Origin of the sequence: Klenkia sp. PcliD-1-E, from assembly GCF_024124375.1 — a bacterium.
GTDB lineage: Bacteria > Actinomycetota > Actinomycetes > Mycobacteriales > Geodermatophilaceae > Klenkia.
Window position 1 is genome coordinate 1 of record NZ_JAMXRZ010000022.1, and the last position, 25,406, is coordinate 25,406.

Consider the following 25,406-nt stretch of genomic DNA (forward strand, 5'->3'; position numbering starts at 1 on the left):
GTGGTCGCCGCCGAACTCAACGGACGACCCCGCCAGACCCTCGGATGGAGAACCCCCGCAGAAGCCCTCAACGACCTACTCTCAGCCCCTCAACCAACCGGTGATGCAACGACCGGTTGAACCCACCCTCCCTGATCAACGCTGCGTGGAGGCGGAGGCGGAGGCAGAGGGAGGGGTCAGCGGCGGCGGGAAGGGCGGCCGATGACGCCCGCGGCGGCGTCGGCCAGCAGCGAGCCGACCGTCTCCTCGGCGTCCGGCCGGTTGGCGCCGATCCCGCCGGACGGGCCGCGCTTGGCCCAGCCGACCACGTAGGTGCCGGCGGGCGCGCCGACGACCCGGCCGGCCTCGTGCGGCACCCGCCCGGACTCGGCGTCGAAGGGCAGACCCGGCAGCTGCGTGCCCCGGTGGCCGATGGCCCGCACCACCAGCTCGGCCGGCACGGTCACGTCGCCCCCGGACGACCCCAGCACGACGCCGCGCACCCGGTCCTGGCCGACCAGCGCACGGGTGGACCGGCCGAAGGCGAACACGATCCGCCGGCCGGCCGCGGGGGGCCCGGCCAGGTCGTCGTCGTACCGGTCGAGCGCGGCGAACAGCTCGGCCTTCGACCCGGGCGGGGCGTCGTCGGGCGCCGTGCCCGACAGCACCGTGCGCACCCCGGGCAGGTGCGTGAGCGCGCGCAGCTCCGACGAGCTGCAGGCGGCCTCCCCGGGCCCGCGGCGCCCGACGACGAGCACCTCGCGCAGCCCGCTGGTGCGCAACGCGGCCAGCGCGGCGGGTGACGTCGCGGTGCCGGCCAGCCGGTCGGGGTCGGAGGAGAGCATCCGCGCGACGTCGAGGGCGACGTTGCCGGTGCCGACGACCACGACGCGGCGCACCCGGGACAGGTCGACGGGCACGGCCTCGGGGTGGCCGGTGTACCAGTGGACGACCTCGCGGGCCGAGACGCTGCCCGGCAGGTCGTCACCGGGGACGTCGAGGGCCCGGTCGCCGGCCGCGCCGGTGGCGTAGAGGACGGCGTCGTACCGCCGGGACAGCTCGGCGGGGGTGACGTCGCGGCCGACCTCGACGCCGGTGCGCAGCGTGACGCGCGGGTGGTGCAGCACGGCGTCGGTGTGCGCCAGCACCCGGCGGGTGCCGGGGTGGTCGGGGGCGACGCCCCAGCGGGCGAGCCCCCCGGGGGTGGCCAGCCGCTCCAGGAAGGTCACCCGCGCCTCGGTGGCCCGCAATGTCGACTGCGCGGCGTAGACGGCGGCCGGCCCGGTGCCCACGATCGCCACCTCCAGCCTGCCGATCGCCGACAGGTCGACCGTCGGGAACCGCGGCGCGTCCCACAGCGGGGCGGCCGGGGCGTCGGGCCGGGTGAACCAGTCGGCGTTGACCTGCGCGAAGACCTGCTGGTCGGGTCGCAGCAGCCAGGTGGGGGCGATGGCGTCGACCGGGCAGGCGTCGGCGCAGGCGCCGCAGTCGATGCAGGTGGCCGGGTCGACGTAGAGCGTCTCGGTCCGCCCGAAGTCCGGCTCGTCCGGGGTGGGGTGGATGCAGTTGACCGGGCAGACCGAGACGCAGGAGGCGTCCGAGCAGCAGTTCTGGGTGATCGCGAACGCCATGGGGTGCTCCTCAGAGCATGTGCAGGCGGCGGTAGACCGCCTTCGCGGGGCCGGTCAGCAGCCCGCACTCGCCGAGGAAGGTCATCAGGTGCCGGCTGCTGGTGCGCATCATCGCGTGGTGGTGCTTGTTGGCGGCCGCCTCGCGCACCGCGCGGTCGGCGTCCAGGCCGGCGGCGGTGTAGACGTCGCGGTGCACCAGGTTGGTGACCACGACGTGGGTGACGATCGCCAGCAGCAGCGCGGTCGCCCGGCGACGAGCGGTGCCGACGCCCTGCAGGCTCTCGCGCATCTCCTGCCGCGCGTAGGTCATGTGCCGGGACTCCTCCACCACGTGGATCCGACTGGTGGTGCGGATGAGCGGCAGTACGTCCTCGCCGCGCATCCAGTCGCGCTGCATGACGTCGAGCACCTCCTCGGCGACCAGCGCGGCGCCGAAGGCCCGCTCGCCGTCGGCGACGGTCTTCCAGAGCCGGCCGAGCTCGATGCCGCTGCGCTTGGGGGCGTAACCGGTGGCCCCGAGCTTCTCGCAGGCGCGGGCGAACATCAGGGAGTGCCGGCACTCGTCGGCGATCTCGGTGAGCGCGAACCGGAAGTCCGTGCGGGTGGTGTCCGCGGCGTAGTGCTCGCGCAGCAGCATCTGCTGCAGGATCATCTCGAACCAGATGCCGGTGCTCATGATCGAGGCGACCTCGTGCCGGGTGAGCGTGACCCGCTGCTCGTCGGTCATCCCGTCCCAGAGCTTCGTCCCGTAGAGCGTGCTCCACTCGGGGTTGAGCCCGTGCAGGGCCGGGTCGAGCGGCTCGTCCCAGTCGACCTCGGTGGCCGGGTCGTAGGACAGCTGCGCGGAGGAGTCCAGCAGCCTCGCGGCGACCGCCTCGCCGTCGCGGTCGGCGGCCGAGAAGGCGGCGGACAGCTGGTCGGTGCGGGGCAGCGTGCTGGTCATGGGGTCGTCCCTCCGTGATCGTTGCATGTAACACTCGGTTACAGGTACTGATCATGACGGACCCGGCAGGTGTCTGCAACCCCGCGACACGTCTTCCCGGCGCGGTTGTGACCCAACCCTCATCCGGGCCGGATGTTCTCGCCCGGACGTCTTCCGCTGGAAATATCTCATCGCTAAGTTATCGACCATGACGAGCAGGCGGGTACGCATCGGCATCGACACCGGCGGCACGTTCACCGACGTCGTCGCGGTGGACGAGGAGTCCGGCGCGACGACCACCACGAAGACGCCGTCCACCCCGGGCAACCCGGCGGACGGCTTCCTCGCCGGCGTGCAGAAGGTCCTGGACCTCATGGGCCTGGACGGCGACTCGGTGACGGCGGTCAGCCACGGCACGACGGTGGCCACCAACCAGCTGCTCGAGGGCAAACTGGACCGGATCGGCTTCATCACCACCGAGGGCTACGCGTCGGTGCTGGAGATCGCCCGGCAGTCGGTCCCCGACGGCTACGGCAACAGCTACTTCTGGGTCAAGCCGCCCCGCATCGTCCCGGCCGACCTGGTGCGGACCGTCGGCGGGCGGCTGGACCACACCGGCGCCGAGGTGCGCCCCTTCGACCGAGACCAGGCCGTCGCGGCCGCGACCTTCTTCAAGGACGCCGGCATCACCACCGTCGGGGTCTGCTTCCTGCACGCCTACGCGGACGACGCGCACGAGCAGGCCATGCTCGAGGTGCTGCGCGAGGTGCACCCCGACTGCGTCGTGTCCATCAGCTCCGGCGTCCTGCGGGAGTACCGCGAGTACGAGCGGTCGGTCACCACCCTCGTCGACGCCGCGGTCAAGCCCAAGGTCGGCGCCTACGTGACCAGCATCCGGTCGCGGCTGGACGAGATCGCCCCCGGCGTCCCCTTCTACGTCATGAAGAGCAACGGCGGCGTGCTGTCCGCCGAGGAGGTCGTGCACCAGCCGATCACCACCATGCTCTCCGGCCCGGCCGCCGGGGCCCTGGGTGCCGCGCTCATCGCGCAGACCGCCGGGTTCGACCGGATCCTCACCTGCGACGGCGGCGGCACCTCCACCGACGTCACCGTGGTGATCGACGGCGAGCCCGCGCTCACCACCGAGGGCACCGTGGGCGCCTACCCGTCCAAGATCCCGATGATCGACGTCGTCACCGTCGGTGCCGGTGGCGGCTCCATCGCCTGGATCGCCCCCGAGGGCACGCTCAAGGTCGGCCCCAGGAGCGCCGGCGCCGACCCGGGCCCGATGTGCTACCCCAGCCGCGGCCCCGAGCCGACCGTCACCGACGCGCACGTCGTCCTCGGCCGGATCCCCCCGCACCTGCTGGGCGGGGAGATCCCGCTGTCGGTCGAGGCGGCCACCGGCGGCCTGGACACCCTGGGCGGCAAGCTCGGGCTGGGCCTGGAGAAGACCGCCACCGGCATCCTGGAGATCTCGGCCTGGAACCAGGCCAACGCACTGCGCCAGGTCACCGTGGCGCGCGGCCTCGACGTCCGCGACTTCACGCTGACCACCTTCGGCGGGTCGGGCTCGTTGCTGGCCTGCCGGCTGATGGACATCCTCGGTCTGCCGCGCACGCTGGTGCCGCCGAACCCGGGCAACGTCAGCGCCTTCGGCCTGCTCACCGTCGACGTCCGCAACGACTACGTGCAGACGATGATCGCCAAGCACACCGCGCTGGACGCCGCCGCGGTGGCGACCGCCTACGCCGACCTGGAGGCCCGGGCCGCGACCGCCCTGGACGGCGAGGGCTTCGCCCGCGACGACCAGCGGATGCAGCGGACGGCGGACCTGCGCTACGTCGGCCAGGCCTTCGAGGTCCGCGTGCCCGTGCCCGACGGCGAGCTGGACGACGCCGCGCTGGCCACCGTCGCCGACGCCTTCCACGCAGCCCACCACCAGCTCTACGGCTACGACTTCCGCACCGACCCGCGCCAGGCGGTGGAGTGGGTGAACCTGCGGGTCAGCGGAATCGGCCCGATCCGCCGTCCCGACCTGGTGGCTCGGCCCGACCGGACGGAAGGGTCCGTCGCCGACGCCGTCACCGGCACGCGCCGGGTGTTCTTCGACGAGTGGGTCGACACCCCGCTCTACGCCCGCACCCAGCTGCAGCCCGGCGACGTCGTCGCCGGCCCGGCGATCGTCGAGGAGTTCGGCTCCACGGTCCCGGTGCACCCCGGCTTCACCGCCACCGTCGACAGCTGCTCGAACCTGCTGCTCACCAAGGAGGCCTCGCTGTGACGACCTCGCAGACCACCGCCGCGGACCCGGTCCTCGTCGAGATCGTCGCCGGCACGCTGGCCGCGATCGAGATGGAGGTCGAGACCGCCATCGGCCGCACCTCGCGCTCCCCGATGATCCGCGACGCGCACGACTTCCGGGCCGGGATCCACGACCGGCAGCTGCGCAAGCTCACCGGTCGCTCCTACTCCGCGCTGGTCCAGCCGGTGGTGCGCGACTACCCGATCGCGGAGATGAACGTCGGCGACGTCTTCTTCCACAACGACGTCTACCTCTCCGAGGGCGGGATCGGCCACCTGCCCGACCTGTGCGTGACCGTCCCCGTGTTCGCGGAGGGCGAGGTCGTGGCCTTCATCCAGGCCTTCGGCCACCACGACGACATCGGCGGCGCCGTCCCCGGGTCGATGCCCTCGGCCGCGACCAGCATGTTCGAGGAGGGCCTGATGGTCCCCCCGATCAAGCTGTGGGACCGCGGCGTGCCCAACGAGTCGGCGCTGAAGATCATGACCCGCAACTCCCGGATGCCCGACTCGCTGGCCGCGGACCTGGACGCCGAGTGCTCGGCCTGCCTGGCCGGCGCCCGCCGCCTGGGCGAGCTGTTCGAGCGGTACGGGGTCGAGGCCGTGGAGGCCTGCTTCGACGCCATCCTGGCCAACTCGACCGAGGTCTACCGGACCGAGATCCTGTCCCAGATCCCCGACGGCACCTACGTCTGGGAGGACTACGCCGAGCACGACGGCGTCGACGAGCCGATGCTGCACCGGCAGCGGATCACGCTGACCATGGACTCCACCGCCGAGGTGCCGCTGGTCATCGACTTCACCGGCACGGGACCGCAGGCCAAGGGCCCGATCAACCACTGCGGCGACTACTCGGACGGCAACTTCCTGAAGAAGTGGCTGGCGCCGATCCTGCGCAACCTGGCGGCGACGCCGGAGCGGATGGCCGAGCTCGACGTCAACGAGGGCGTCGTCCCGCTCATCGAGATGCGCTTCCCGGAGAAGGGCACGCTGCTCACCCCGGTGTTCCCCGCGCCGACCAACGCCCGCACCTTCGTGATCCTGCGGCTGCTGGGCGTGCTGGCCGGCGTGCTGGCCAAGGCCACCGGCGGCCGGATGCCGGCCGACCAGGAGACGATCCGCTACACCGGCGTCTACGGCACGGACTTCGACGGCGAGCCCTACCTCATGCGCGAGGTGCTCGGCGGCGGCTCGGGCGGGCGGTACTACGCCGACGGGGAGGACACCATCCACGTCGTCCCCGACTCCCGGAACCTGCCGACGGAGTTCACCGAGGGCCGCTTCCCGCTGCGCATCGAGGCCCTGGGCCTGGCGGTGGACTCCGGCGGCCCGGGCCGGTACCGCGGCGGCTGCGGCTACGAGAAGCACATCCGGGTGCTGCGCGACGCGCACTTCATGTCCATCGCCGACCGCTCGATCCTGTCCTGCTGGGGCGTCAAGGGCGGCAAGGCAGGCCGGCCGTTCCAGATCACCGTCGACCCCGGCGGCCCGGACGAGCACGAGGTCGACGCCCTCGCCGACGCCGAGCCGCTGAAGGCCGGGACCGTCGTCCGGGTGCGGACGACGGGCGGCGGCGGCTGGGGCGACCCGCTGGAGCGGCCGGTCGAGGAGGTCCTGCAGGACATCGCGTGGCTCAAGGTGAGCGTCGAGGGTGCCCGCCGGGACTACGGCGTGGTCGTCGACGACGAGGGGGACGCCGACCTCACGGCCACCGAGGAGCTGCGGGCATCCATGCGCGACCAGCGGACCGGCGAGGAGCCGTTCTTCGACCGCGGCCCGGGCTACGCCACCCTCTCCGGCGGCGCGGCGTTCAACGAGTTCGACGTCCTGTAGCCCGTGCGGTCGTGCGGCCCAGCCCCCAGGCTGGGCCGCATGACCGGACCCGAGGAGAAGGACCAATCCGACACCCCCTCCGACAGCGAGGCGCAGCTGCACGCCGGGCCCCGCGACGAGGGTGGCGAGGGCGGCATGGCCACCCGCGAGCTGCGCGCCCGCGAGGCCGAGGAGGACTGATCACCCCGGGTGGGGTGCGGTCTCCCGGCCGGCGAGGCAGTGCCTGACCCGGGGTGATCACGCTGCCGTGCGGCCCCGGGCCACCGAGCGGACGACGGGCACCAGCGCCTCGGCGATGAGCGCGTAGCCGGCCGAGGAGGGGTGGAAGCGGTCGGCGGAGAACAACGCCGGCTGGGCCCGGAACCGGTCGCCGAGGTCGCTGCCGATCGGCACGGCCACCCCGCCGGCGGCCCGCACGGCCTCGGTCTGCCGCCGCTGCAGCTCCCCGCTGGCCACCGCGACCAGCTGCTGGAACGCTGGCGGCACCCAGGGCACCGCGGACAGGTCGGGCGCGGGGACGGCGAGCACGTCGGCGCCGAGCACCCGCAGGTCGCGGACGCACGAGCCCAGCTGCTGAGCGGCGGTGGCCGGCGGGACCAGGCGGGTCAGGTCGTTGGCGCCGACCACCACCAGCGCCAGGTCGCAGCGGGTGACCTGCCGGACCTGACCGGCCAGCGCGGCCGACACCGCGCCCGGGACGGCGACCACCTGCAGGGTCGCGTCGACGCCGTCCTCGGCCAGCGCCCGCACCAGCCGCGGGCCGATCGCGTCGTCGGGCCGGGCGGCACCGGTGCCGTAGGCGATCGAGTCGCCGAGCACCGCCAGGGAGAAGGTCACGCCAGGGGGAACGGGGCACCGACCAGGCCTGTTCCGGTCGAGAACACGTCTGGGACGTCTACCCCGTTCGTGCAGGTCAGCGGCGAGCCGGGGCCCCGGCACGGGCCCGCGGCAGGGCACACTGGGGCCGTGGACACCGACGAGCAGCTCGAGCTGACAACGGCCGACCTCGCCGTCCGCACCCTCGGGGAGCTGACCGTCCCGTCGCCGCTGGACGGGGGCCTGCTCGAGCGCGGGGAGTCCCTGCACTACGTCGGCGAGCACGACCGGGTGCTGGTCGACGGCACCCTGGGCATGGCCACCCGGCGCGGCGTCCCGGTGGAGGAGCTGCCCACCTTCGAGCCCGGCGGCCCGCGCCGCACGCTGTTCTTCGACCCGAAGAAGACCAAGGTCGGCATCGTGACCTGCGGCGGGCTGTGCCCGGGGCTGAACAACGTCATCCGCGGCCTGGTCGGCGAGCTCGCGGAGCACTACGGCGTGCACTCGGTGACCGGGTTCCGCGACGGCTACCTGGGGCTGACCCCGCACGGCGACGAGCCGATGGACCTCACCCCTGAGTCGGTCCGCTACATCAACCAGCAGGGCGGCACGGTGCTGGGCACCTCCCGCGGCAGCCAGGACCCCAGGGTGATGGTCGAGACGCTGCGGCTGCGGCAGATCGACATCCTGTTCGTCGTCGGCGGCGACGGGTCGCTGCGCGGCGCACAGGCCATCGCCGACGAGGCCACCCGGCAGGGCCTGCCGATCGCGGTGGTCGGGGTCCCCAAGACCATCGACAACGACATCCCGTGGATCGACCGCAGCTTCGGCTTCCAGACCGCGTTCGGCCGGGCGGCGGAGTCGATCCGGTCGGCGGCCACCGAGGCGCGCTCGCACCGCGGCGGGGTGGGCCTGGTCAAGCTGATGGGCCGGCACTCCGGGTTCATCGCCGCCTACGCGACGCTGGCCAGCGACGACGTCGACCTGGTGCTCATCCCCGAGGTCGCCATGCCGCTGGGCGGCGAGCGCGGGGTGCTCGCGCACGTGGAGAAGGTGCTCGCCGACCAGGGCCACGCGGTGGTCGTCGTGGCCGAGGGCTACGGGCAGGACATGTTCGCGGGGGTCGAGGGCGGCGCGGACGCCTCGGGCAACGCCAAGCTGTTCGACATCGGCAAGAAGCTGCGCGACGAGCTGAGCGCGCACCTCGGGGCGAGCGGCGTGCCGTTCCAGCTGCGCTACGTCGACCCGGGCTACGCCATCCGCAGCGTGCCGGCCAACAGCCACGACTCGGTGTACTGCACCCGGCTGGCCCAGGCCGCCGTGCACGCCGCGATGGCCGGCCGGACCGCGATCGTGGCCGGGCGCTGGCACGGCCGGTTCGTCAACCTGCCGATCCCGCTGGTCACCCGCACGCGCAACCAGGTCGACCCGCGCGGGGACCTGTGGCTGTCGGTGCTGGAGACCACCGGACAGCCGGTGCACCTCTAACGGCGGACCGCGTACCGGACGGCGACGAACCCGCCGACCTGCCGGGACGACTGCAGCTCGAGGTCCAACCGGACGTCGTCGGGCAACGCCTTGAGCCCCCGGCCGATCGAGGACGGCGCGACGAGCAGCCGCACCTCGTCGACCAGTGCGGCCCGGAAGGCGTGCGCAGCCAAGGTCGGGCCGTCCACGGTGACGTCGGCGTCCGCGGTGCGCACCAGCTCGGCCACCTCGGCGGGGTCGAAGGTGCGGCGCAGCGTCGTCCGGCGGGTCACGACGTCCTCGAGGGTCGTGGAGTAGACGACCTTGTCCGCGCGCTGCCAGTGCCCGGCGAACTCGGCGGACCCGGCGTCGCCCTCGGCCCAGGAGGGGTCGGTCTCCCAGCCCTGCATCAGCTCGTACATCCGCCGGCCGTGCAGGAACGTGCCGACCTCGGCGGTGTCGGCGTTGACCGCGGCCAGCACCTCGGGCTCGGGGAAGGCGAACCCGAAGTCACCCGCCTCGTCGGCGACGAAGCCGTCGAGGGAGCAGATCGCGGAGTAGAGCAGGCGGGCCATGCGGTGAGCATGGCCCGGGCTCAGGTGCCGGGGAAGAAGAAGGACACCCGCTTCTGGTAGTCCTGGTAGGCCGGTCGGTCGCCCATCTTGTCCTCGGTGCGCTTGGCGCCGGTGGCGTAGACGAGGAAGTAGCTCATCGCGGCAGGGGCGGGGAACAGCCAGCCTCCGGGGGCGGAGGCCGCACCGGCCAGCCAGACGCCGTCCCACATGATCGAGTCGCCGAGGTAGTTCGGGTGCCGCGAGACGCCCCAGAGCCCGGTGTCCAGGACGTCGGGTCGCTCGTCCCGGTCCCGCTCCATGTAGGCCGACTTCTGCCGGTCGGCCACGGCCTCCACCACCGCGCCGGTGACGGCGACGGCGATGCCGGCGGGGAACAGCCAGCGGCGGGCCGAGCGGGGCAGCGTGCTGGCCGCGGCCAGCTGCAGCGGCGCGGAGACCAGCAGCTGAGCGGCGGCCTGGGTGCCGAACACCTTGGCCAGCACCGTGGGCGTCGAGTCGCCCTCGAGGAACTCGGTGTAGCGCTCGTCCTCGGTGTCGGTGCCGCGCAGCCGGGACAGCATCAGCGACTCCAACCGGACGGCCCAGGCCGTGGTGACGGCGGCCATGGTCCACCGCCGGGTGCGGTCGCCCGAGCCGAGCGCGGCGGAGGTCAGCGCGACCGCGGCGAGGCCCGGGCCCCACACGCCGTCGGCGTAGTCCCGCCGTCCGCTCCGCAGCGCCAGCGCCGCGGTGCCGGCCTGCAGCGCCGTCACCACCGCCGCCGACGCCCCGATGACCCGCTTCAGGCTCTTCCGGTCCACGCCCACCGATGGGTCCTCCCCCGCCGAGGGCCCGCTCAACCGGGGTGGCCGAACATCCTGGACGGTGGCCGGCTGTTGCCCGGTGCGCAGACCATCACGGATGTCCGGCCACCCCCGGGTGGGGACCGGTCGTCGCCGGGCCGGCGTGCACCGGCGACGACCGGGGTCTCAGGGGTGCAGGAGCTGCCGCAGCCAGGCCAGCTGCTGGGCCTCCTGGTGGAACTGGCCGCCCTCATGGTCGTTGAAGGGGTAGCTGCGGAGCTGCTTGTCCCCGGCGTAGGCGTTGTAGGCGGCGTAGACCGTCGAGGGCGGGCAGACGTTGTCCATCAGCGCGACCGAGAACAGCGCCGGGGCGGTCGAGCGGGTGACCAGCACGGCGGCGTCGACGTATGCCAGCGTGGCGAAGGCGGTGTCGACCTGGTCGCGGTGGCTGGCCAGGTAGGCCGCGATCTCCGGGTAGGGCCCGGCGGTCGCGGTGACCACTGCCCGCGGGAAGTCCGACAGGAAGGGGACGTCGGCCATCACGCCGGCCAGGTCGTCGCGCAGCGCCGAGACGGCCAGCGCGATGCCACCGCCCTGGCTGATCCCGGCCACCACGACCTTCGTCGGGTCGACTCCGGGCAGCTGCTGCGCCGCGTCGACCGCAAGGACGGCGTCGGTGATGAGCCGGCGGTAGTAGTACTCCTCCGGGTCCAGCAGCCCCCGGGTCATGAACCCGCCGAGGTAGGAAGGCCCGTGGCCATGCGGGTCGGGGGTGTCGCCGACCCAGCCGTAGCCGGTGCCCTGTCCCCGGCTGTCGACCTCGAGCACGGCGTACCCGGCCAGCGGATAGGGGCCGACCTGGTGCGGCAGGCCGCGCCCGCCGGTGTAGCCCTGGTAGCGGACGACGACCGGCAGGTCGCCGCCCACCCCGGCCGGGCGGCGGTACCAGGCCTTGATCGGCTCGCCGTCGAAACCGCTGAGCGTGACGTCGGAAGTCTCGACGAGGGTCAGGCCGCTGTCGACGGGCTGCACCTTGGGCGGGGAGGCCACCTCGCGGGCGGCGTCCAACGTGCGGGTCCAGAAGGCGTCGAGGTCGGCCGGCGGGACGGCGGAGGTGCGGTACCGCTGCAGCTCCGCGAGGGGCAGGTCGTACTGGGGCACGGGAGATCCTGTCGGGAGGGGGCCGGTCAGCCCTTGACGGCGCCTTGGAGCAGGGCCTGGGAGAACTGGCGCTGGAAGACCAGGAACACCACGATCGTGGGCGCCATGATCAGCAGGGCGCCGGCCGAGAGCAGCACGATGTCGGTGCCGTAGCGGCCCTGGAACGCGCCCAGCGCGCCGGCCATCGTCCGCTTGAGCGGGTCGTCGACCATGACGATGGCGAGGATGAACTGGTTCCAGGTCCACAGGAACAGCAGGATCGCCAGCGAGGAGAGCGCGGGCACCGCCAGCGGCAGGTGGATGCGGCGAAACGCTCCCCACGGGCCGGCGCCGTCGAGTGCTGCGGCCTCGCTGAGCTCGACGGGCACGGTCTGGAAGTGCGCGCGCATCCAGAAGACGCCGAAGGGCATGAACAGCGCGATGAGCGGCAGGATGATCGCCCACCGGCTGTTCAGCAGCCCCAGCTCCTGCATCTGGTAGTAGAGCGGCGTGATCAGCGACTCGAAGGGGATCGTCAGCCCGGCGACGAAGACCAGGAAGAGCGCACCGGCGAAGGGCACCTTCAGCTGCGCCAGGCCGTAGCCGGCCAGCGAGGCGAACAGCAGCGCGACCGGGACGACGCCGAGCACGATGAGCAGGCTGCTGCCCAGAAGCGGGCCCAGGTTGGCGACCTGGAAGGCGTCGACGAAGTTGTGCCACTGCGGGTCGCTGGGCCAGCTGACCCCGGTGGGGATGCTGCCCTGCGGCTGCAGCGCGGTGGACAGGATCGTCACGAACGGGATGAGCGTCGCGACCATGAACAGCACGAGCAGGCCGCGGCCGGCCAGCGCGCTGCGGGTCCGGGCGTTCACTGGTCGCTCCGCTGGGTCAGGCGCTGCACGGGCAGGATCGCGACCAGCACGAGGACCATGAGGACGACGGCCATGGCCGAGGCCTGGCCCACCTCGCGCTCGGAGAACGCCAGCCGGTAGATCTCGACGCCGGGGACCATCGTCTGGTTGCCCGGGCCGCCCTGCGTGGTGATGTAGACGATGTCGAAGCTGGCCAGCGCGGCGATCATGGTGACCGTCACGCAGACGCCGATCTCGCGGCGCAGACCGGGCAGCGTCACGTGCCGGAACACCTGCAGGCGGTTGGCGCCGTCCAGGCGCGCGGCCTCGTAGAGCGACGGGTCGATCTTGGCGATGCCGGTCAGCAGCAGCAGGGTGCACAGGCCCAGCTGGACCCAGGAGCCGATGAGGCCGACGGCGGGCAGTGCGGTGTCGAAGTCGGCCAGCCACGGCCGGGCCAGGCCGCCGAGCCCGACGGCCGACAGCAGCTGGTTGGCGATGCCGTTGGTCGAGTAGACCCAGTCCCACACGATGCCCGCGGCGACCAGCGGGATGACCTGCGGGATGAACAGCACCGAGCGCGACACCGTGGTGAACGACCCGGACGGCAGGCCGTGCATGAGGGCCGCGGCCAGCAGGCCGAGGCCGACCGGGATGACGGTGAAGAACACCACCAGCACGACGGCGTTGCCGATGATCCCGAGCTGCTCGGGGTCGGTAAAGACCTCCACGTAGTTGGCGCCGCCGACGAACGTGGCGACCCCGATGCCGTTCCAGTCGTACAGCGAGTACTGCACCGAGGTGATCAGCGGGCGCAGGACGAAGAAGGCGTACACGGCCAGGGCCGGGGCGACCCAGACCAGCTGACCCCAGCGGCGGCGCCCGCCCGGGCGCTGCCGGCGGGCGGCCGCCCCGGCCCCGTCCACGAGGGGCGAGACCGGAGCGGCCACGGTGGACGACGTCACGAGCCGACTTCGTCCTCGTACGCGGCCTGGATGGCGGCCACCGCGTCCTCGGGGGTGGTGCGGTCGTCGATCAGCGACTGCAGCTCGGGGCGGATCGACCCGGCGTAGATCCCGGCCGTGGCGTTGGCGACGAAGTCGACCAGCGTGCCGTCGGAGCCGACGGTGGCGCCCGCGGCCAGGGTCTCCTGGGTCAGCGGGTTGGCCGCCTCGGGGATCTCCAGGTCCGACGGACCGCCGGGGTTGGCACCCGAGGAGTTGACGATGATGCTGCGCGCGGTCTCGTCGGTGTGCAGCCAGTTGAGGAAGTAGGCCGCCTCGTCGGGGTGCTCGGCCTTGGCCGGGATGGTGTAGCTGTTGGGCGCGCCCATGGCGACCGGCGCGGCGCCGGCCTCGGTGCCGGGCATGAGGAAGAAACCGACGTCCTCGCCCATGGACTCGGCCAGGTTCGCCGACTCCCAGTCGCCGTTGAAAATGAACAGGCCCTCGCCGCCGGAGAAGCGGCCCATCATGGTCGTGTAGTCCAGGCTGTTGGCGTCGGCGGGGAAGTACCCGGCGCCGGCCCACTCCTGGATGGTGGCCATGGCCTCGGTGGCCTCGGGGTTGTCGATGGTCGCCCCGGGCTGCTGGAAGGTCCAGTCGGCGATGTCGGTCGGGTTGGCCAGCTGGTTGTACAGCGCCTGGAAGGGGAAGGCGATGCCGCCGATGTCGTTGAACTGCATGATCGGCTGCTGGCCGGCCGCGGCGGCGGTGGCCATGTCGGCCTCGAGCTCGTCGATCGTGGTCGGCGCCTCGGTGATGCCCAGCTGGGCGCCGATGGCCTTGTTCCAGTAGACGCCGGTCACCGAGTAGCCGATGCCCATGCCGTACAGCGAGCCGGCTCCTCGGGCGTCGTCGGAGATGCGCATCTGCTGCAGCTGCGACTCGGGGAAGGCGTCCCAGCCGTAGGCGTCGAAGTAGGGGTCGAGGTTCAGCAGCAGGCCGTCGCGGGCCGGGTCGACCAGCTGGGGCAGCCGGATCAGGTCGGGCGCGTCGTCACCGGCCATGACGCGAGAGGCGTTCTCGGTGAGGACGGCGAACTGGTCGCTGCGGATGTTGAACGTGATGTTCGGGTGCTGCTTCGTGAACTCGTCGGCCAGCTCCTGGGCGATCGGGAAGCCGGTCTCGATGTAGAAGTCGAGCTCGACGTCCTCGCTGGTCAGCTCGGTGCTGATCTCGCGATCGGGGTCCTGGCCGCTGGCGGAGCTGTCCGCGCCCGGCGCGCTGCAGCCGGCCAGCAGGACGAGGGACAGCGCCGATGCGCCCACGACTGCCTGGGTGACCAGGCGGCGCCCGGTTCTGGTGTTCACACGCTCTCCTCGGGGTCGGACCGACCGCTTCCTGCGGCGGTCCGCGAACCGTAAGTGGGACGTGTCACAGACGTCAAGCTCTTCGTGTAAAGCTCTTTACAACAGTTCGGTCATCGTGGCGGAGCAGTGGTCCGACGCTCGACGAGTGCGCAGTCCAGCAGGGTCTTCCGGCGCTGGGTCGCCCCGCCGATCGCCTCCAGGAGCAGCCCCGCCGCAACGGACCCGGACTCCTCGAAGGGCTGCCGCACGGTGGACAACCCCGCGGCCTCGGCGGCCGGGCCGTCGTCGAAGCCCAGCACCGACACGTCGCCGGGCACGGCCAGCCCGAGCTCGGCCGCGGCGTGGACCACGCCCAGGGCCAGGTCATCGAAGTGCGCCATCACCGCGGTCGGCCGGTCCGGCCGGTCCAGCAGCACCAGCGCTGCCTCGCGGGCCGCAGCCATGGTGCCCTCGGCGTGGGTGGGGGTGAGGACGACGTCCGGATGCGCTCGCAGCTCGGACCGGAACCCGCCCAGCCGTCGGCGGGCCTGGGACTCGTAGTCCGTCGCCTGCGACTCGGACAGGTAGCCGATCCGCCGGTGGCCGAGGTCGAGCAGGTACCGCGCCGCCCGCTGCCCGGCGCCGTGGTCGTCGATGTTGACCACGCTGAAGCGCTCGCTGTCGGCGTCCACGAGCACGACCGGCAGGCCCCGGGAGGCCAGCCGGTCCTCCGTGCTCACCTCGATCGGGGCGCCCATCACGATCAGCCCGTCCACCACCCCGCGGATCGGCATGCTCGCCAGCAGCGGGGAGCTGGCGGTTGCGGCCGACTCCTGGTCGATGAGCGAGATGTCGACGGCCTGCCCGCGGGTCGCCCGCATGACCCCGACCAGGCGCCGCAGGTAGCTGGGGTAGGTGGAGAACGGCGCGACGACGCCGATCCGGCCGGTCTGCCGGCGGGCCAGGTCGATGGCGGTCGCTTTGGGCAGGTAACCGAGCTCGTCGGCCACCTGCAGCACCTTGGTGCGGGTGTGGGCGGCGACCCGGTCGGGCTTGTTGAGCACGTTGGACACGGTCGAAATGCTGACCCCGGCGTGCTCGGCGACGTCGTAGATGGTCGCCGGTTTGCTGGGGTCGGTCACGAAAGCACTTTAGGTCCTACCGGGTGCCGTCCCCTCGGCGCACGGGCGGCGTCAGGACCGGGCGGGTCGGCGTCAGGGACGCGTCAAGGGCCTTCCGGTCCCGGGCGGACCGGGCGCCCACTGGGTGCATGGACTCGTTGATCGTCGTGGGATGGGCCGCGCTGGCGACCCTGGTCAACATCGGGGTGGGCCGGTGGAGCCGGGCCCGGGACCGTCGTGCCGCGGACGTGGCCCGGTGATCGTCGGACTGCTCCAGCTGGCCGCGTTCCTCGGCACTGCCTGGCTGACCGGCCACGCGGTCGACCTCTGCCACGGACGCACCCCGGGCGGCACGCCGCCGCCGACGCCGTCCCCCCAACCCCGGGTCCCCGAGGTGGCCGGACGCCGCTGACGGTGGCGGGCCGTCGTCCACCGCGCAGACCGTGGGGGATGTCGGGCCACCCCGGGGTTGGTGGTCCCCGCTCGACCGGTGGACGGGGCCGGGCGGTGGTTGCATCGCGGCCGTGACCACCGACGCCGACCTGCTCGACGCGGCCCGCGCGGTGGCCGCCGAGGACGAGGACCGGGCCGGGGTCGCGATGCTGGTCGCCCTGCTGGACCGCACCGGGACGGCGACCACCGGCACCCCCGACCCGGCCGACCCGGCCGACCGCGCGCTGGCGGCGGAGGTCCAGCACGCCTGGCGGGTGCTGCGAGCCGCCGACCCCGACACCACGGTCCAGGACGCCCTCGCCGCCCTCGCCCTGATCACGCTCCGCCCCGGCGCCCGGGGTGTCGGAAGCGTTACCCCGTCCCCAAGGCCCGATGGCCCGGGTAGAGCTTCCGACACCGGGGACGGCGGCACGGGGCTGGCGGCGTGGCGGCCCGGGGACACCGGCCGGCCGGATGCCGTCGCCCGCGAGGCCGAGGCGGCCGTGGTCGTCGACGCGGTGCTGCACGGCCGGCACCTGCGCGTCGTCAACTGGCACAACACCCCCGCCTCCCACGCCGATGACCTGCGGCGCGAGCTCACCTGGTACGCCGACCGCTTCTCCCCCGTCACCGAGGCCGACCTGCACACCGCGCTGGACACCGGCCGCTGGGCCGATCCGCGGCCCGGCGTGGTCCCCGCCTTCTTCGACGGGTTCGCCAGCGCCGCGCAGGTCGCCGTTCCGCTGTGCGAGGAGTTGGGCCTGGTCGGCTGGTTCTACCCGCCGACGGAGTTCCTGGACGCACCCGCAGAGCAGCAGCGGGCCTTCGCCGCCGAGCACGACCTGGGCGTGCTGGAGGAGGACCTGCCCGGCGACGCCCCGCTGGCGATGACCTGGGACGACCTGGCCGACCTCGCCGGCCGGCACGTGGTGTGCGGGCACTCGGCCACCCACGCCAGCTCCGCGTCCGTGCGCACATCCGCCGACGTCGACCGGCAGGTGCACCGGCCGCTGGCCCGGCTGACCGAGGTCATCGGCCGCCGTCCGGCCGGGTGGGCCTGGCTGGGCGGGACGCCGTTCGACCCGGCCGCGCCCGGGGACGCTGCGGTCGCGGCGTCCGGCGTCCGGTTGTGGACGTCGAACGCCGCGGTGCAGCGCCTCCACTGACTGCGCAAAGACCGTTCACACGATCGACTGGCGGCGGAACGGGACAGGCCGCAGTGTTCGGGCGGTGAACGGACCACGGCTGTCCCGGCGGGGGTTCCTGGGTGCGACGGCGGCGGGTGCGCTGGCCCTGACCGGCTGCGGCACCGGGTTCGCGCTGCAGAGCGGCGACGGCACCGGCAGCACCGAGGGCCGGCTGAGCTTCACGCTCTGGGCCGGGGAGGCCGAGCTCGCCGCGTTCCGCACCGTCGCCGAACGGTGGACGGCGACCAGCGGCGTCCCGGTGGTGTTCAACGTCGTGCCCTTCTCCGAGGCGCTGACCGGGGTGGACGCCAACCTGGCCAGCAACCGCGGCCCCGACCTGTTCCGGGTGACCTACCAGGACATCGGCGTCTACGCCGCCGGCGGCGCCCTGCTCGACCTCACCGACCTGCTGCCCGGCGGGTTCCTGCAGGGCTTCGACGACGCGTTCGTCTCCGCGGTGCAGAGCGAGGGCCGGGTCTACGGCGTGCCGCACCACACCGACACCTCGCTGGTCCTCTACGACACCGAGGCCCTGGCCGGCGCGCGCATCCCCACCGGGCTGGACGACGCCTGGACGTGGGAGGAGTTCCGGTCGATCGCCGCCGGTCTGCCCACCGGCGAGGCGCAGTTCGCCTTCGGGGTCAACTGGCAGCTCGCCGGGGCCTACCGCTGGCTCAACTGGGTCGACCAGCGCGGCGGACGGCTGCTCACCGACGACCTCACCGGCCCGGCCATCGACAGCGCGGAGGGCCGCGACGCGCTCGCGTTCACCCAGGCGTTCTTCACCGACGGCCTGGTGCCGCCCACGACGTCGACCAAGGGCTCCTACGTCGACGAGCTGTTCACCACCGGCACCATCGCGATGGTCTTCACCGGGGACTTCCTGCTGCCGACCATCGACCCCGCCTTCGTCTCCGCCGGCCGGCAGTACGGCGCCACCTTCCTGCCCGCCGACGAGCGGGCCTCGGCCGACCTCGGCGGCAACGCGGTGGTGGCCACCGCGCAGTCGGTCAACCCGGAGGCCGCCGCGGACTTCCTGGCGTTCCTGTCCGACGACGAGCAGCAGGCCCTGTTCTGCGAGCAGGCCACCGTGCTGCCCACCCGCACCGCCCTGCTCGGCCAGCAGCTGGACTACGCCGTCCGGCCCGACCTCATGGAGCTGTTCGTGGAGCAGGCCACCACCATCACCCCGGAGCTGTCGGCGCAGGTGACCGTGCCGCAGTTCAACGCCGTCAACGCCTCGATGGTCGACCGGCTGGAGCAGGCGTTCCTGGCCGGTGACGACCCCGCCCGGGTGCTGGCCGACCTCGCCGAGGACATCACCGGGCGGCTCGCGTGACGACGGCGGCCCCGGCCGCGGTCACCGCACCCGGACCCGAGCGACCGACCCCGCCGCCCCGCCGCCGTCGACGGGTCTCCCGCGACTCGCTGGCCGCCTGGGGGCTGCTCTCCCCCAACCTGCTGGTCTTCGGCGTCTTCCTGTTCCTGCCGCTGCTGGCCACCGTGTGGCTGTCGTTCTACTCCTCGTCGGGCTTCGGGCCGCGCGAGTTCGTCGGCGCCGACAACTACACCGAGCTGTTCGGCGACTCCACGTTCTGGCGGGCCACCGCCAACACCGGCCTGTACGCCGTGCTGACCGTGCCGGTGTCGCTGGTCATCGGGCTGGGCATCGCGCTGGCGATGAACAAGCCGCTGCGCGGCCGCGGCGTGCTCCGGGCCGTCTACTACGTGCCCTACGTGATCAGCGGCGTGGTCATCGCCGTCGCGGGGCGGTGGATCTTCAACGAGAACGTCGGGGTGATCAACCGGCTGCTGCGCTCGGTGGGCCTGGAGGGCGTGCCCTGGCAGTCCGACGCCGCCGGCGCCATGGGGTCCCTGGTGCTCATCAGCATCTGGACCAAGATCGGCTTCGTCATGGTGGTCTACCTGGCCGGTCTGCAGTCCATCCCCAAGGAGTACCTGGAGGCCGCGCAGACCGACGGCGCCGGCCGCTGGCAGCGCCTGCGCTACGTCGTGGTCCCGCTGCTCAAGCCGACGACGATCTTCCTGGTGGTGCTCGGGGTCATCGAGAGCTTCCAGGTCTTCGACATCGTCTACGTGCTCACCGGCGGCGGGCCCGGCAACGCCACCGAGATGCTGGTGACCTACGCCTACGCCGAGGGCTTCGACGCCCGCCGGCAGGGCTACGCGGCGACCATCGGCGTCGTCACCTACCTGTTCATCGCCGTGCTCACCGCGCTCTGGTACCGCCGGCAGCGCGCCCAGGAGGCCGACCTGTGACCGCCGCCCCCCGCACCGGGCGGTCACTGCGGGCCGGCGCCGGCTGGGCCTCCTGGCGCGCGGTCGGCCTGGTCGCCGGCGCGCTGGTGATGCTGTTCCCGCTGTACTGGATGGTGGTGACCGCCTTCAGCGACCAGGGCGCGCTGACCAGCGGCCCGCTGCGCTTCTTCCCGGAGAACCCCACCCTGGACGGCTTCCGGCGGGCGTTCACCCTGCTGCCCTTCGGCCAGTTCTTCCTCAACTCGACCGCCATCGCGCTGGTGGCCATGGCGCTGTCGGTGACGCTGAACCTGCTGGCCGGCTACGTGCTGGCCAAGTACCGGTTCCGCGGCCAGCAGGTCGTGTTCATCATGATCGTCTCGACGCTGATGATCCCGGTGCAGGTCGTGATGGTGCCGCAGTTCCAGCTGGTCGCCGGGCTGGGCTGGATCAACTCCTACTGGGCGGTGATCATCCCCCGGGCGGCCGAGGCGTTCGGCATCTTCCTGTGCCGGCAGTTCATGCTCGGCATCCCCGACGAGGTGCTGGAGGCCGCCCGGCTGGACGGCGCCGGCCACCTGCGGATCTTCTGGTCGGTGGTGCTGCCGATGAGCCGGCCGCTGATCGCCGTCCTGGTGATCCTCACGTTCATGTACCGGTGGAACGAGTTCGCCTGGCCGCTCATCGTGCTCAACGACCAGCAGCTGTTCACCGTGCCGATCGGGTTGTCGTTCCTGCAGGGCGAGTACGGCACCGACTACCCGGCGCTGATGGGCATGGCCCTGCTGTCGACCCTGCCGGTGCTGGTGGTCTTCGCGCTCTCCCAGCGTCAGTTCGTCGAGGGGGTCGCCCGCAGCGGGCTGCGCTGATCAGGTCAGCCGCTGGGGCGCGTGCCGGGTCGGCTCGCGGTACAGGGGGTAGAGCTCGCCCACCGTCCGGGCGACCGCGGCGACGTCCAGCCAGGCCGGGCCGCCGACCCGCTCGGTCGCCTCGGGGGTGAGCACCACCGGCCGCCGATCGGGCCCGGAAGGCGCGCCGAGGCCCACGAGGTGCGAGCCGCGGTCGAGCAGCCGGCGCAGCACCCGCTCGCCGATCCGGCCGTAGGACAGCGTCTCCACCTCCAGCCCCGGCACCAGCACCTTCGCCACGTGCACGTCCCCGACCCGGGCCGGAGCCACCAGCAGGTCGAAGCCGGCCAGCCGCTCCCGGTACAGCGCCAGGGTGTCCGCGGGCCCGGTCACCGCGGACGTCGGCAGGTCGGCGAAGGCCACCTCGGAGGTCCGCCGCCACATCGGCGCCAGCAGCTCGTCCAGCTGCGCCGTGGTCAGCCCGTCCCACGCGGTCATCGCGGCCAGGGCGCGCTCCTCCTGCGGGGGCAACGGGACGGCGAGCTCGGCGGCCAGGTAGTCGGGGTGCAGCTCGCGCACACGGTCCAGCGGGCCGAAGGCGAACGCCCGCCGGGCCCGGGAGGAGGCGAGCTCCAGCACGGCCTTGCGCACCGCCTCGGCCCGGTCGGGCGCGGCGGCCTCGCCGACCGCGCTGAGCACCACCGGCGGGTCGGCGGCGGCATCGCGGGCCACCGCGTGCACGACGACGGCGAACCCGGTGCTGTCCAGCTTGACCACGACGTCCAGGCCCCGGGCCCGCAGGTCCTCCAGCAGCGCGACCGTCGGCGGGTCGGTGATGCCGGTGACCACCCGGCCGGTGTCCAGCGCCCGGAAGTCGACGGTGTCGCCGTCGCGCTGCAGCAGCTCGCCGATGCCGTGCGCGACGGCCCGCTCGGCCGTGTCGCCGGCGCCCATGCCGTTGGTGATCGGGGTGACCAGCCAGCCCCCGGACGGAGGGTCGGCCGCGATGCCGCCGGCGTGCGGGGCGACGAACTCGGCGGGGACCAGCACCTCCTCGCCGGTGGCCCAGCGCGTGGTGGGCAGCCAGCGCAACGGCCGGTCGGGGTCGGCACCGGCGGGGAGCACCAGCGTGCGGGGGTCGGCGACCCGGTCGACACCCCGCTCGGCGACCAGCTCGGCGTACGTCGCCGTCCGTGGTTCCACGTGGAGCAGTGCGTCGTCCAGCAGGACCTGCTCGGCCAGCTCGCCCCACGCGCCGATCGCCGCCGCGGCCCCGGTCGCGCCGTAGCCGACGCCGTGGCCGGACCGGGTGCCGTCCGCGGACCGCCAGACGGTGGCGACCACGGGGACACCGGTCCGGTCGTACCTGCGCAGGTCCAGCTGGGTGGTCGAGCCGTCGGGGAGGGCTGCGCGGTAGGCCGCGGCCGGGTCGGTCACCCGGACGACTCTGCCCGTGGCGTCCGTGACCCGCTCGGGGACCGGAGTGACCCCAGCGGGTGATATCTCAGCGCTGAAGCATGTTCGGCCCGTTGACGGGCACCCCTGACTGCGAACACCGTGTGGGAACGGTTCCAGCACCGGCCGGGCCGGCCGCTGGACGGAGACGGGAGAACAGTGCACACCTTCATCACCTGCGCGGTCGTGGAGACCGACCCGCGGCACGCCTTCGAGGTCGGTGTGGCGCTGCGGCTGGAGGCCCCCGAGGGCACCGCCGTGCGCGAGGACCCCCACGTGCCCGAGGTGTTCTACCTCGAGGCCACCACCACCGCCTCCGACGTGCAGCGCGCCATGGCCGCCGCCGCCCAGTCGGTCACCACCCTGCTCGCGGGCCTGGACCTGCCCGCCGAGGTGGACGAGGTCGTCGTCCTCACCCTGGACGGTGCGCTCCGCTGGGTGCCCGGCGTCGACGCCCTGCCGGCCGCCGACACCCACTGACCCCCGGCGCGGTCAGCGACCGCGCTCGTGCTCGAAGATCAGGCTGGTGTTGGTCGCGGCCACCATCGGCTGGGTGGAGATGCGGTCGGTGACGAAGTCGCGCAGGTGCGCGGTGTCCCGGGCCCGCACGTGGACGACGAAGTCCTCCGCCCCCGCCAGGTAGAAGAACTGCGCCACCTCGGGCAGCTGGCGCAGCCCGTCGGCGAACGTGGTCAGCTGGTGCCGCGCCCCCGGGCGCAGCCGCACCGAGACCAGCGCCTGCAGCGGGTCCCCGACCGCCTCCGGGTCCACGTCGACGGTGAACCGGGTGATGACGCCGTCGGCCACCAGCGCCCGCACCCGGGCCAGGCAGGTGGACGGCGAGAGCCCCACCGCGGCCGCCAGCTGGTTGTTCGGCCGCCGCCCGTCGGCCCGCAGCAGCTCCAGCAACCGGCGGTCGACGTCGTCCAGCGTTCGGCGGGGCATGGCCGTCACGGGCACTGGCCGCAGCAGATGCGGTTCAGTGGTCGAGTTCTGCGCACTTGTTCGGCTCCTCTGGTCGTGGACCGCAGCGGACCGCTGAGATGGTGTCACCCGTCACCCAGGAGGACATCGTGCGCGTCGGCATCCCCAGCGAGATCAAGGACAACGAGCAGCGCGTCTCGCTGCAGCCCGACGGCGCCGCCGAGCTGGTGCACCACGGCCACGAGGTCATCGTGCAGTCCGGCGCCGGCACCGGCTCCCGGTTCACCGACGAGGAGTACGCCGCCGCCGGCGCCCGCGTGGTCGCCGACGCCGACGCCGTGTTCGCCGAGGCCGACCTGGTGGTCAAGGTCAAGGAGCCGGTGCCCGCGGAGTACCACCGCTTCCGCGAGGGCCAGCAGCTGTTCACCTACCTGCACGCCGCCGCCGACCGGTCACTGACCGACTTCCTGGTCCAGCGGCGCATCGACTCGATCGCCTACGAGACGGTGCAGACCCCCGACGGCCGGCTGCCGCTGCTGACGCCGATGAGCGAGGTCGCCGGCCGGATGGCCGTGCAGGCCGCCGCGCACCACCTGGAGAGCCCGGCGGGCGGTGCCGGGGTGCTCATGGGCGGCGTCCCCGGCACCCCGGCGGCCAAGGTCACCATCATCGGCGGCGGCGTGTCCGGCACCGAGGCGGCCAAGATCGCCGTCGGCATGCGGGCGATCGTGCGGGTCTTCGACACCAACCCCGCCCGGCTGGCCTACCTCTCCGACGTCTTCGAGGGCCGGCTGGACCTGGTGCAGCCCAACCGCGCCCGGCTGGCGGCCTACGTCGCCGAGTCCGACGTGCTCATCGGTGCCGTGCTGGTGCCCGGCACCAAGGCCCCGAAGCTGGTCAGCCGGGAGATGATCGCCTCGATGCGGCCGGGCAGCGTCGCCGTCGACATCGCCATCGACCAGGGCGGCTGCTTCGAGACCAGCCGGGCCACCACGCACTCCGAGCCGACCTACGTCGAGGAGGGGGTCGTGCACTACTGCGTGGCCAACATCCCCGGCGCGGTCGCCCGCACCTCCACCCTCGCGCTGACGTCGGCGACGCTGGCCTACCTGGTCACCGTCGCCGACCACGGGGTCCGCGGCGCCGCGGCGTCGTCGCCTGTGCTGGCCCACGGGCTCACCAGCCTGGGCGGGCAGCTGACCAGCGAGCCGGTCGCCGCCGCGCACGGCCTGCCCTGGACCTCAGCCGCCGACCTGCTCTGACGTCCCGCGGTCGGGCACCCGGCCCAGGGCGACGAGGAACCGGCGCAGCAGCTCGGCCAGCTGCTCCCGGTCGGTCGCGCTGAGGCCGGCCAGCATGCCGTGCTCGGTGTCCAGGTGGTCGGGCAGCGCCGCGTCCAGCGCGGCGCGCCCGGCCCCGGTCAGGGTGACGACGACGGCCCGGCCGTCGGCCTCGCTGCGCTCCCGGGTGATCAGCCCCTTCTCCTCCAGCCGGTCCAGCCGCTGGGTGATGGCGCCGCTGGTGACCAGCGCGGTGCGCATCAGCGCGGTCGGGGTCAGCTGGTAGGGCTCGCCGGCCCGCCGCAGCGCGGCCAGCACGTCGAAGGACGGCGCGTCCAGGCCGTGCCGGGCGAAGGTGGCCCGCTGGGCGAGGTGCACCTCGCGCTGCAGCTGCGAGATCCGCCCGATGATGCCCATCGGCGAGCAGTCCAGGTCCGGCCGCTCCCGGGCCCACTGGGCGAGGATGACGTCCATCGCGTCGCCGGTCACGCCGCGACCCCCTCGAGGTGCTCGGCGAACGTGCGGGGCGCCCGGCCGAGCAGGTCGGTGAGCACCCGGGGGCTGCCGGTGAACCCGTGCGCGCGGTAGTGCTCGAGCATCGTGCGCAGGCAGCGGCCGGCGTAGTCGTCGCGCTCGGGCGCCCGGGCGTCGACCGCGACCACGGCCCGGCCCAGCCGCTGCGCCATCAGGGCCGCCACGCCGGGGGCGGTGAGCGGCTGCGGCCCGACCGCCTCGAAGGTGCCGCCGTCCAGGCCGTCCTCGGTGAGCAGCACGGCCGCGGCGTCGGCGACGTCGCGCAGGTCCACGAAGGACTGCGCCTGCTTCGTGCCCCACGCGCTGCGCAGCTCCCCGGTGGTCGCCGCGGCGGCCAGGGCGTCGTCCAGGTTGTCCGCGTAGGCGCAGGGCTGCAGCACCCGCCAGGGCACGCCGGCGGTGTCCAGGGCCTCCTCGGCCCGGTCCTTGGCGGCGTGGTGCGGCATGGAGCGCAGCTGCGGGCGCAGCACGGAGTGGTAGACCACCCGGCCCACCCCGGCGTCGCGGGCCGCCCGGAAGGCGGTCGGGGCGCCCGCGGCCTCGGTGGGCTCGAAGTTCGGCCAGATCAGGTACAGGGCGTCGGCACCGGCCAGCGGCAGGCCGGCCGGGTCGCCGACCAGGTCGGCCACGACCACCTCCGCACCGAGACCGTCGAGCCCGGGCCGCGGGCGGTCGCTGCCCACCACGGCGCGCACCTGCTCCCCGCGCCCCCGCAGCGCGCGCACCACCGCCGTCCCCGTGCTGCCCCCGGCCGCCGTCACCACGATCACAGGGCT

Annotated in this window: 25 protein-coding genes; 11 read left to right on the plus strand and 14 right to left on the minus strand. The window is 73.4% G+C overall.

Annotated elements, in window-relative coordinates; genetic code table 11:
- Window positions 1-176: 176 nt before the first annotated feature.
- Window positions 177-1,610 (minus strand): FAD-dependent oxidoreductase, encoded by a 1,434-nt coding sequence (locus tag NH342_RS06390; RefSeq protein ID WP_253012843.1) that lies wholly within the window; start codon window positions 1,608-1,610, stop codon window positions 177-179.
- A gap of 10 nt (window positions 1,611-1,620) precedes the next feature.
- Window positions 1,621-2,553, minus strand: coding sequence for a diiron oxygenase (locus NH342_RS06395; protein WP_253012845.1), 933 nt, complete (start codon window positions 2,551-2,553; stop codon window positions 1,621-1,623).
- A gap of 187 nt (window positions 2,554-2,740) precedes the next feature.
- Here NH342_RS06395 and NH342_RS06400 point away from each other — a divergent pair, with 187 nt between their 5' ends.
- Genes NH342_RS06400 through NH342_RS06410 form a run of 3 tightly spaced genes read left to right on the plus strand, consistent with a single transcriptional unit; the run spans window position 2,741 to window position 6,849 of the window.
- Window positions 2,741-4,816, plus strand: coding sequence for a hydantoinase/oxoprolinase family protein (locus NH342_RS06400; RefSeq protein ID WP_253012847.1), 2,076 nt, complete (start codon window positions 2,741-2,743; stop codon window positions 4,814-4,816).
- Complete coding sequence (locus NH342_RS06405) at window positions 4,813-6,669, plus strand: hydantoinase B/oxoprolinase family protein (RefSeq protein ID WP_253012849.1); 1,857 nt, start codon at window positions 4,813-4,815, stop codon at window positions 6,667-6,669. Before NH342_RS06400 ends, NH342_RS06405 begins: the two co-directional genes overlap by 4 nt.
- Before the next feature lie 39 nt (window positions 6,670-6,708).
- Window positions 6,709-6,849 carry a hypothetical protein gene (locus NH342_RS06410; protein WP_253012851.1) on the plus strand — a complete coding sequence of 47 codons (141 nt, stop codon included), beginning with the start codon at window positions 6,709-6,711 and terminating at the stop codon, window positions 6,847-6,849.
- A 57-nt stretch (window positions 6,850-6,906) separates the two neighbouring features.
- Here the strand turns inward: NH342_RS06410 and NH342_RS06415 are convergent, their stop codons facing one another.
- Window positions 6,907-7,506 (minus strand): SGNH/GDSL hydrolase family protein, encoded by a 600-nt coding sequence (locus NH342_RS06415; RefSeq protein WP_253012853.1) that lies wholly within the window; start codon window positions 7,504-7,506, stop codon window positions 6,907-6,909.
- A 129-nt stretch (window positions 7,507-7,635) separates the two neighbouring features.
- Between NH342_RS06415 and NH342_RS06420 the strand changes: the two genes are divergently transcribed.
- Window positions 7,636-8,973: an ATP-dependent 6-phosphofructokinase gene (locus tag NH342_RS06420; RefSeq protein WP_253012855.1), complete on the plus strand. Its 1,338-nt coding sequence runs from the start codon at window positions 7,636-7,638 to the stop codon at window positions 8,971-8,973.
- On the opposite strand, the gene NH342_RS06425 is transcribed toward NH342_RS06420, so the two are convergent.
- The 7 genes from NH342_RS06425 to NH342_RS06455 form a co-directional block, all read right to left on the minus strand.
- The gene (locus tag NH342_RS06425; RefSeq protein WP_253012857.1) at window positions 8,970-9,527 is read right to left on the minus strand and encodes a dihydrofolate reductase family protein; all 558 of its coding nucleotides are present in this window, start codon (window positions 9,525-9,527) and stop codon (window positions 8,970-8,972) included. The two genes, NH342_RS06420 and NH342_RS06425, sit on opposite strands and share 4 nt — an antisense overlap.
- Window positions 9,528-9,547: 20 nt before the next feature.
- A complete protein-coding gene (locus NH342_RS06430) occupies window positions 9,548-10,333 on the minus strand; it encodes a DUF1295 domain-containing protein (protein ID WP_253012859.1) in 786 nt (261 codons plus the stop codon).
- A gap of 162 nt (window positions 10,334-10,495) precedes the next feature.
- Complete coding sequence (locus NH342_RS06435) at window positions 10,496-11,470, minus strand: acetylxylan esterase (RefSeq protein WP_253012861.1); 975 nt, start codon at window positions 11,468-11,470, stop codon at window positions 10,496-10,498.
- Between the two features lie 26 nt (window positions 11,471-11,496).
- Entirely contained in the window at window positions 11,497-12,321 is an 825-nt protein-coding gene (locus tag NH342_RS06440) for a carbohydrate ABC transporter permease (RefSeq protein WP_253012863.1), read from the minus strand.
- Window positions 12,318-13,265, minus strand: coding sequence for a carbohydrate ABC transporter permease (locus NH342_RS06445; RefSeq protein WP_253012865.1), 948 nt, complete (start codon window positions 13,263-13,265; stop codon window positions 12,318-12,320). The genes NH342_RS06440 and NH342_RS06445 overlap by 4 nt, the downstream gene beginning before the upstream one ends.
- Complete coding sequence (locus NH342_RS06450; RefSeq protein ID WP_253012867.1) at window positions 13,262-14,611, minus strand: extracellular solute-binding protein; 1,350 nt, start codon at window positions 14,609-14,611, stop codon at window positions 13,262-13,264. The genes NH342_RS06445 and NH342_RS06450 overlap by 4 nt, the downstream gene beginning before the upstream one ends.
- Window positions 14,612-14,721: 110 nt before the next feature.
- Entirely contained in the window at window positions 14,722-15,732 is a 1,011-nt protein-coding gene (locus NH342_RS06455; RefSeq protein ID WP_253012869.1) for a LacI family DNA-binding transcriptional regulator, read from the minus strand.
- A 235-nt stretch (window positions 15,733-15,967) separates the two neighbouring features.
- Here NH342_RS06455 and NH342_RS06460 point away from each other — a divergent pair, with 235 nt between their 5' ends.
- The 5 genes from NH342_RS06460 (at window position 15,968) to NH342_RS06480 (ending at window position 20,458) form a co-directional block, all read left to right on the plus strand.
- The gene (locus tag NH342_RS06460; protein WP_253012872.1) at window positions 15,968-16,123 is read left to right on the plus strand and encodes a hypothetical protein; all 156 of its coding nucleotides are present in this window, start codon (window positions 15,968-15,970) and stop codon (window positions 16,121-16,123) included.
- 112 nt (window positions 16,124-16,235) lie between these two features.
- Complete coding sequence (locus NH342_RS06465) at window positions 16,236-17,309, plus strand: hypothetical protein (protein ID WP_253012874.1); 1,074 nt, start codon at window positions 16,236-16,238, stop codon at window positions 17,307-17,309.
- Between the two features lie 64 nt (window positions 17,310-17,373).
- Window positions 17,374-18,669 carry a sugar ABC transporter substrate-binding protein gene (locus NH342_RS06470; protein ID WP_253012876.1) on the plus strand — a complete coding sequence of 432 codons (1,296 nt, stop codon included), beginning with the start codon at window positions 17,374-17,376 and terminating at the stop codon, window positions 18,667-18,669.
- A complete protein-coding gene (locus NH342_RS06475) occupies window positions 18,666-19,610 on the plus strand; it encodes a carbohydrate ABC transporter permease (protein WP_253012878.1) in 945 nt (314 codons plus the stop codon). Before NH342_RS06470 ends, NH342_RS06475 begins: the two co-directional genes overlap by 4 nt.
- Entirely contained in the window at window positions 19,607-20,458 is an 852-nt protein-coding gene (locus NH342_RS06480) for a carbohydrate ABC transporter permease (RefSeq protein WP_253012880.1), read from the plus strand. The genes NH342_RS06475 and NH342_RS06480 overlap by 4 nt, the downstream gene beginning before the upstream one ends.
- Here NH342_RS06480 and NH342_RS06485 read toward each other — a convergent pair whose 3' ends face one another.
- Window positions 20,459-21,874, minus strand: a complete 1,416-nt coding sequence (locus NH342_RS06485) for a YcaO-like family protein (RefSeq protein WP_253012882.1) — start codon at window positions 21,872-21,874, stop codon at window positions 20,459-20,461. It abuts the gene before it with no gap.
- 177 nt (window positions 21,875-22,051) lie between these two features.
- Between NH342_RS06485 and NH342_RS06490 the strand changes: the two genes are divergently transcribed.
- Window positions 22,052-22,372, plus strand: coding sequence for a hypothetical protein (locus NH342_RS06490; protein ID WP_253012884.1), 321 nt, complete (start codon window positions 22,052-22,054; stop codon window positions 22,370-22,372).
- A gap of 12 nt (window positions 22,373-22,384) precedes the next feature.
- On the opposite strand, the gene NH342_RS06495 is transcribed toward NH342_RS06490, so the two are convergent.
- Entirely contained in the window at window positions 22,385-22,837 is a 453-nt protein-coding gene (locus NH342_RS06495) for an Lrp/AsnC family transcriptional regulator (protein ID WP_253012886.1), read from the minus strand.
- A 98-nt stretch (window positions 22,838-22,935) separates the two neighbouring features.
- Between NH342_RS06495 and ald the strand changes: the two genes are divergently transcribed.
- Window positions 22,936-24,078 (plus strand): alanine dehydrogenase, encoded by a 1,143-nt coding sequence (ald, locus tag NH342_RS06500; RefSeq protein ID WP_253012888.1) that lies wholly within the window; start codon window positions 22,936-22,938, stop codon window positions 24,076-24,078.
- Here the strand turns inward: ald and NH342_RS06505 are convergent.
- Together NH342_RS06505 and NH342_RS06510 are read right to left on the minus strand one after the other, a co-directional pair.
- Window positions 24,058-24,585 carry a MarR family winged helix-turn-helix transcriptional regulator gene (locus tag NH342_RS06505; protein WP_253012890.1) on the minus strand — a complete coding sequence of 176 codons (528 nt, stop codon included), beginning with the start codon at window positions 24,583-24,585 and terminating at the stop codon, window positions 24,058-24,060. The genes ald and NH342_RS06505 overlap by 21 nt on opposite strands.
- The gene (locus tag NH342_RS06510; RefSeq protein ID WP_253012892.1) at window positions 24,582-25,400 is read right to left on the minus strand and encodes an SDR family oxidoreductase; all 819 of its coding nucleotides are present in this window, start codon (window positions 25,398-25,400) and stop codon (window positions 24,582-24,584) included. The genes NH342_RS06505 and NH342_RS06510 overlap by 4 nt, the downstream gene beginning before the upstream one ends.
- Window positions 25,401-25,406 lie beyond the last annotated feature (6 nt).

Bases quoted from the DNA above. Each gene is read 5' to 3' on its own strand.
- NH342_RS06390 (WP_253012843.1), bottom strand. From the start codon at position 1,610: ATGGCGTTCGCGATCACCCAGAACTGCTGCTCGGACGCCTCCTGCGTC.
- NH342_RS06395 (WP_253012845.1), bottom strand. From the start codon at position 2,553: ATGACCAGCACGCTGCCCCGCACCGACCAGCTGTCCGCCGCCTTCTCG.
- NH342_RS06400 (WP_253012847.1), top strand. From the start codon at position 2,741: ATGACGAGCAGGCGGGTACGCATCGGCATCGACACCGGCGGCACGTTC.
- NH342_RS06410 (WP_253012851.1), top strand. From the start codon at position 6,709: ATGACCGGACCCGAGGAGAAGGACCAATCCGACACCCCCTCCGACAGC.
- NH342_RS06425 (WP_253012857.1), bottom strand. From the start codon at position 9,527: ATGGCCCGCCTGCTCTACTCCGCGATCTGCTCCCTCGACGGCTTCGTC.
- NH342_RS06495 (WP_253012886.1), bottom strand. From the start codon at position 22,837: ATGCCCCGCCGAACGCTGGACGACGTCGACCGCCGGTTGCTGGAGCTG.
- ald (WP_253012888.1), top strand. From the start codon at position 22,936: ATGGTGTCACCCGTCACCCAGGAGGACATCGTGCGCGTCGGCATCCCC.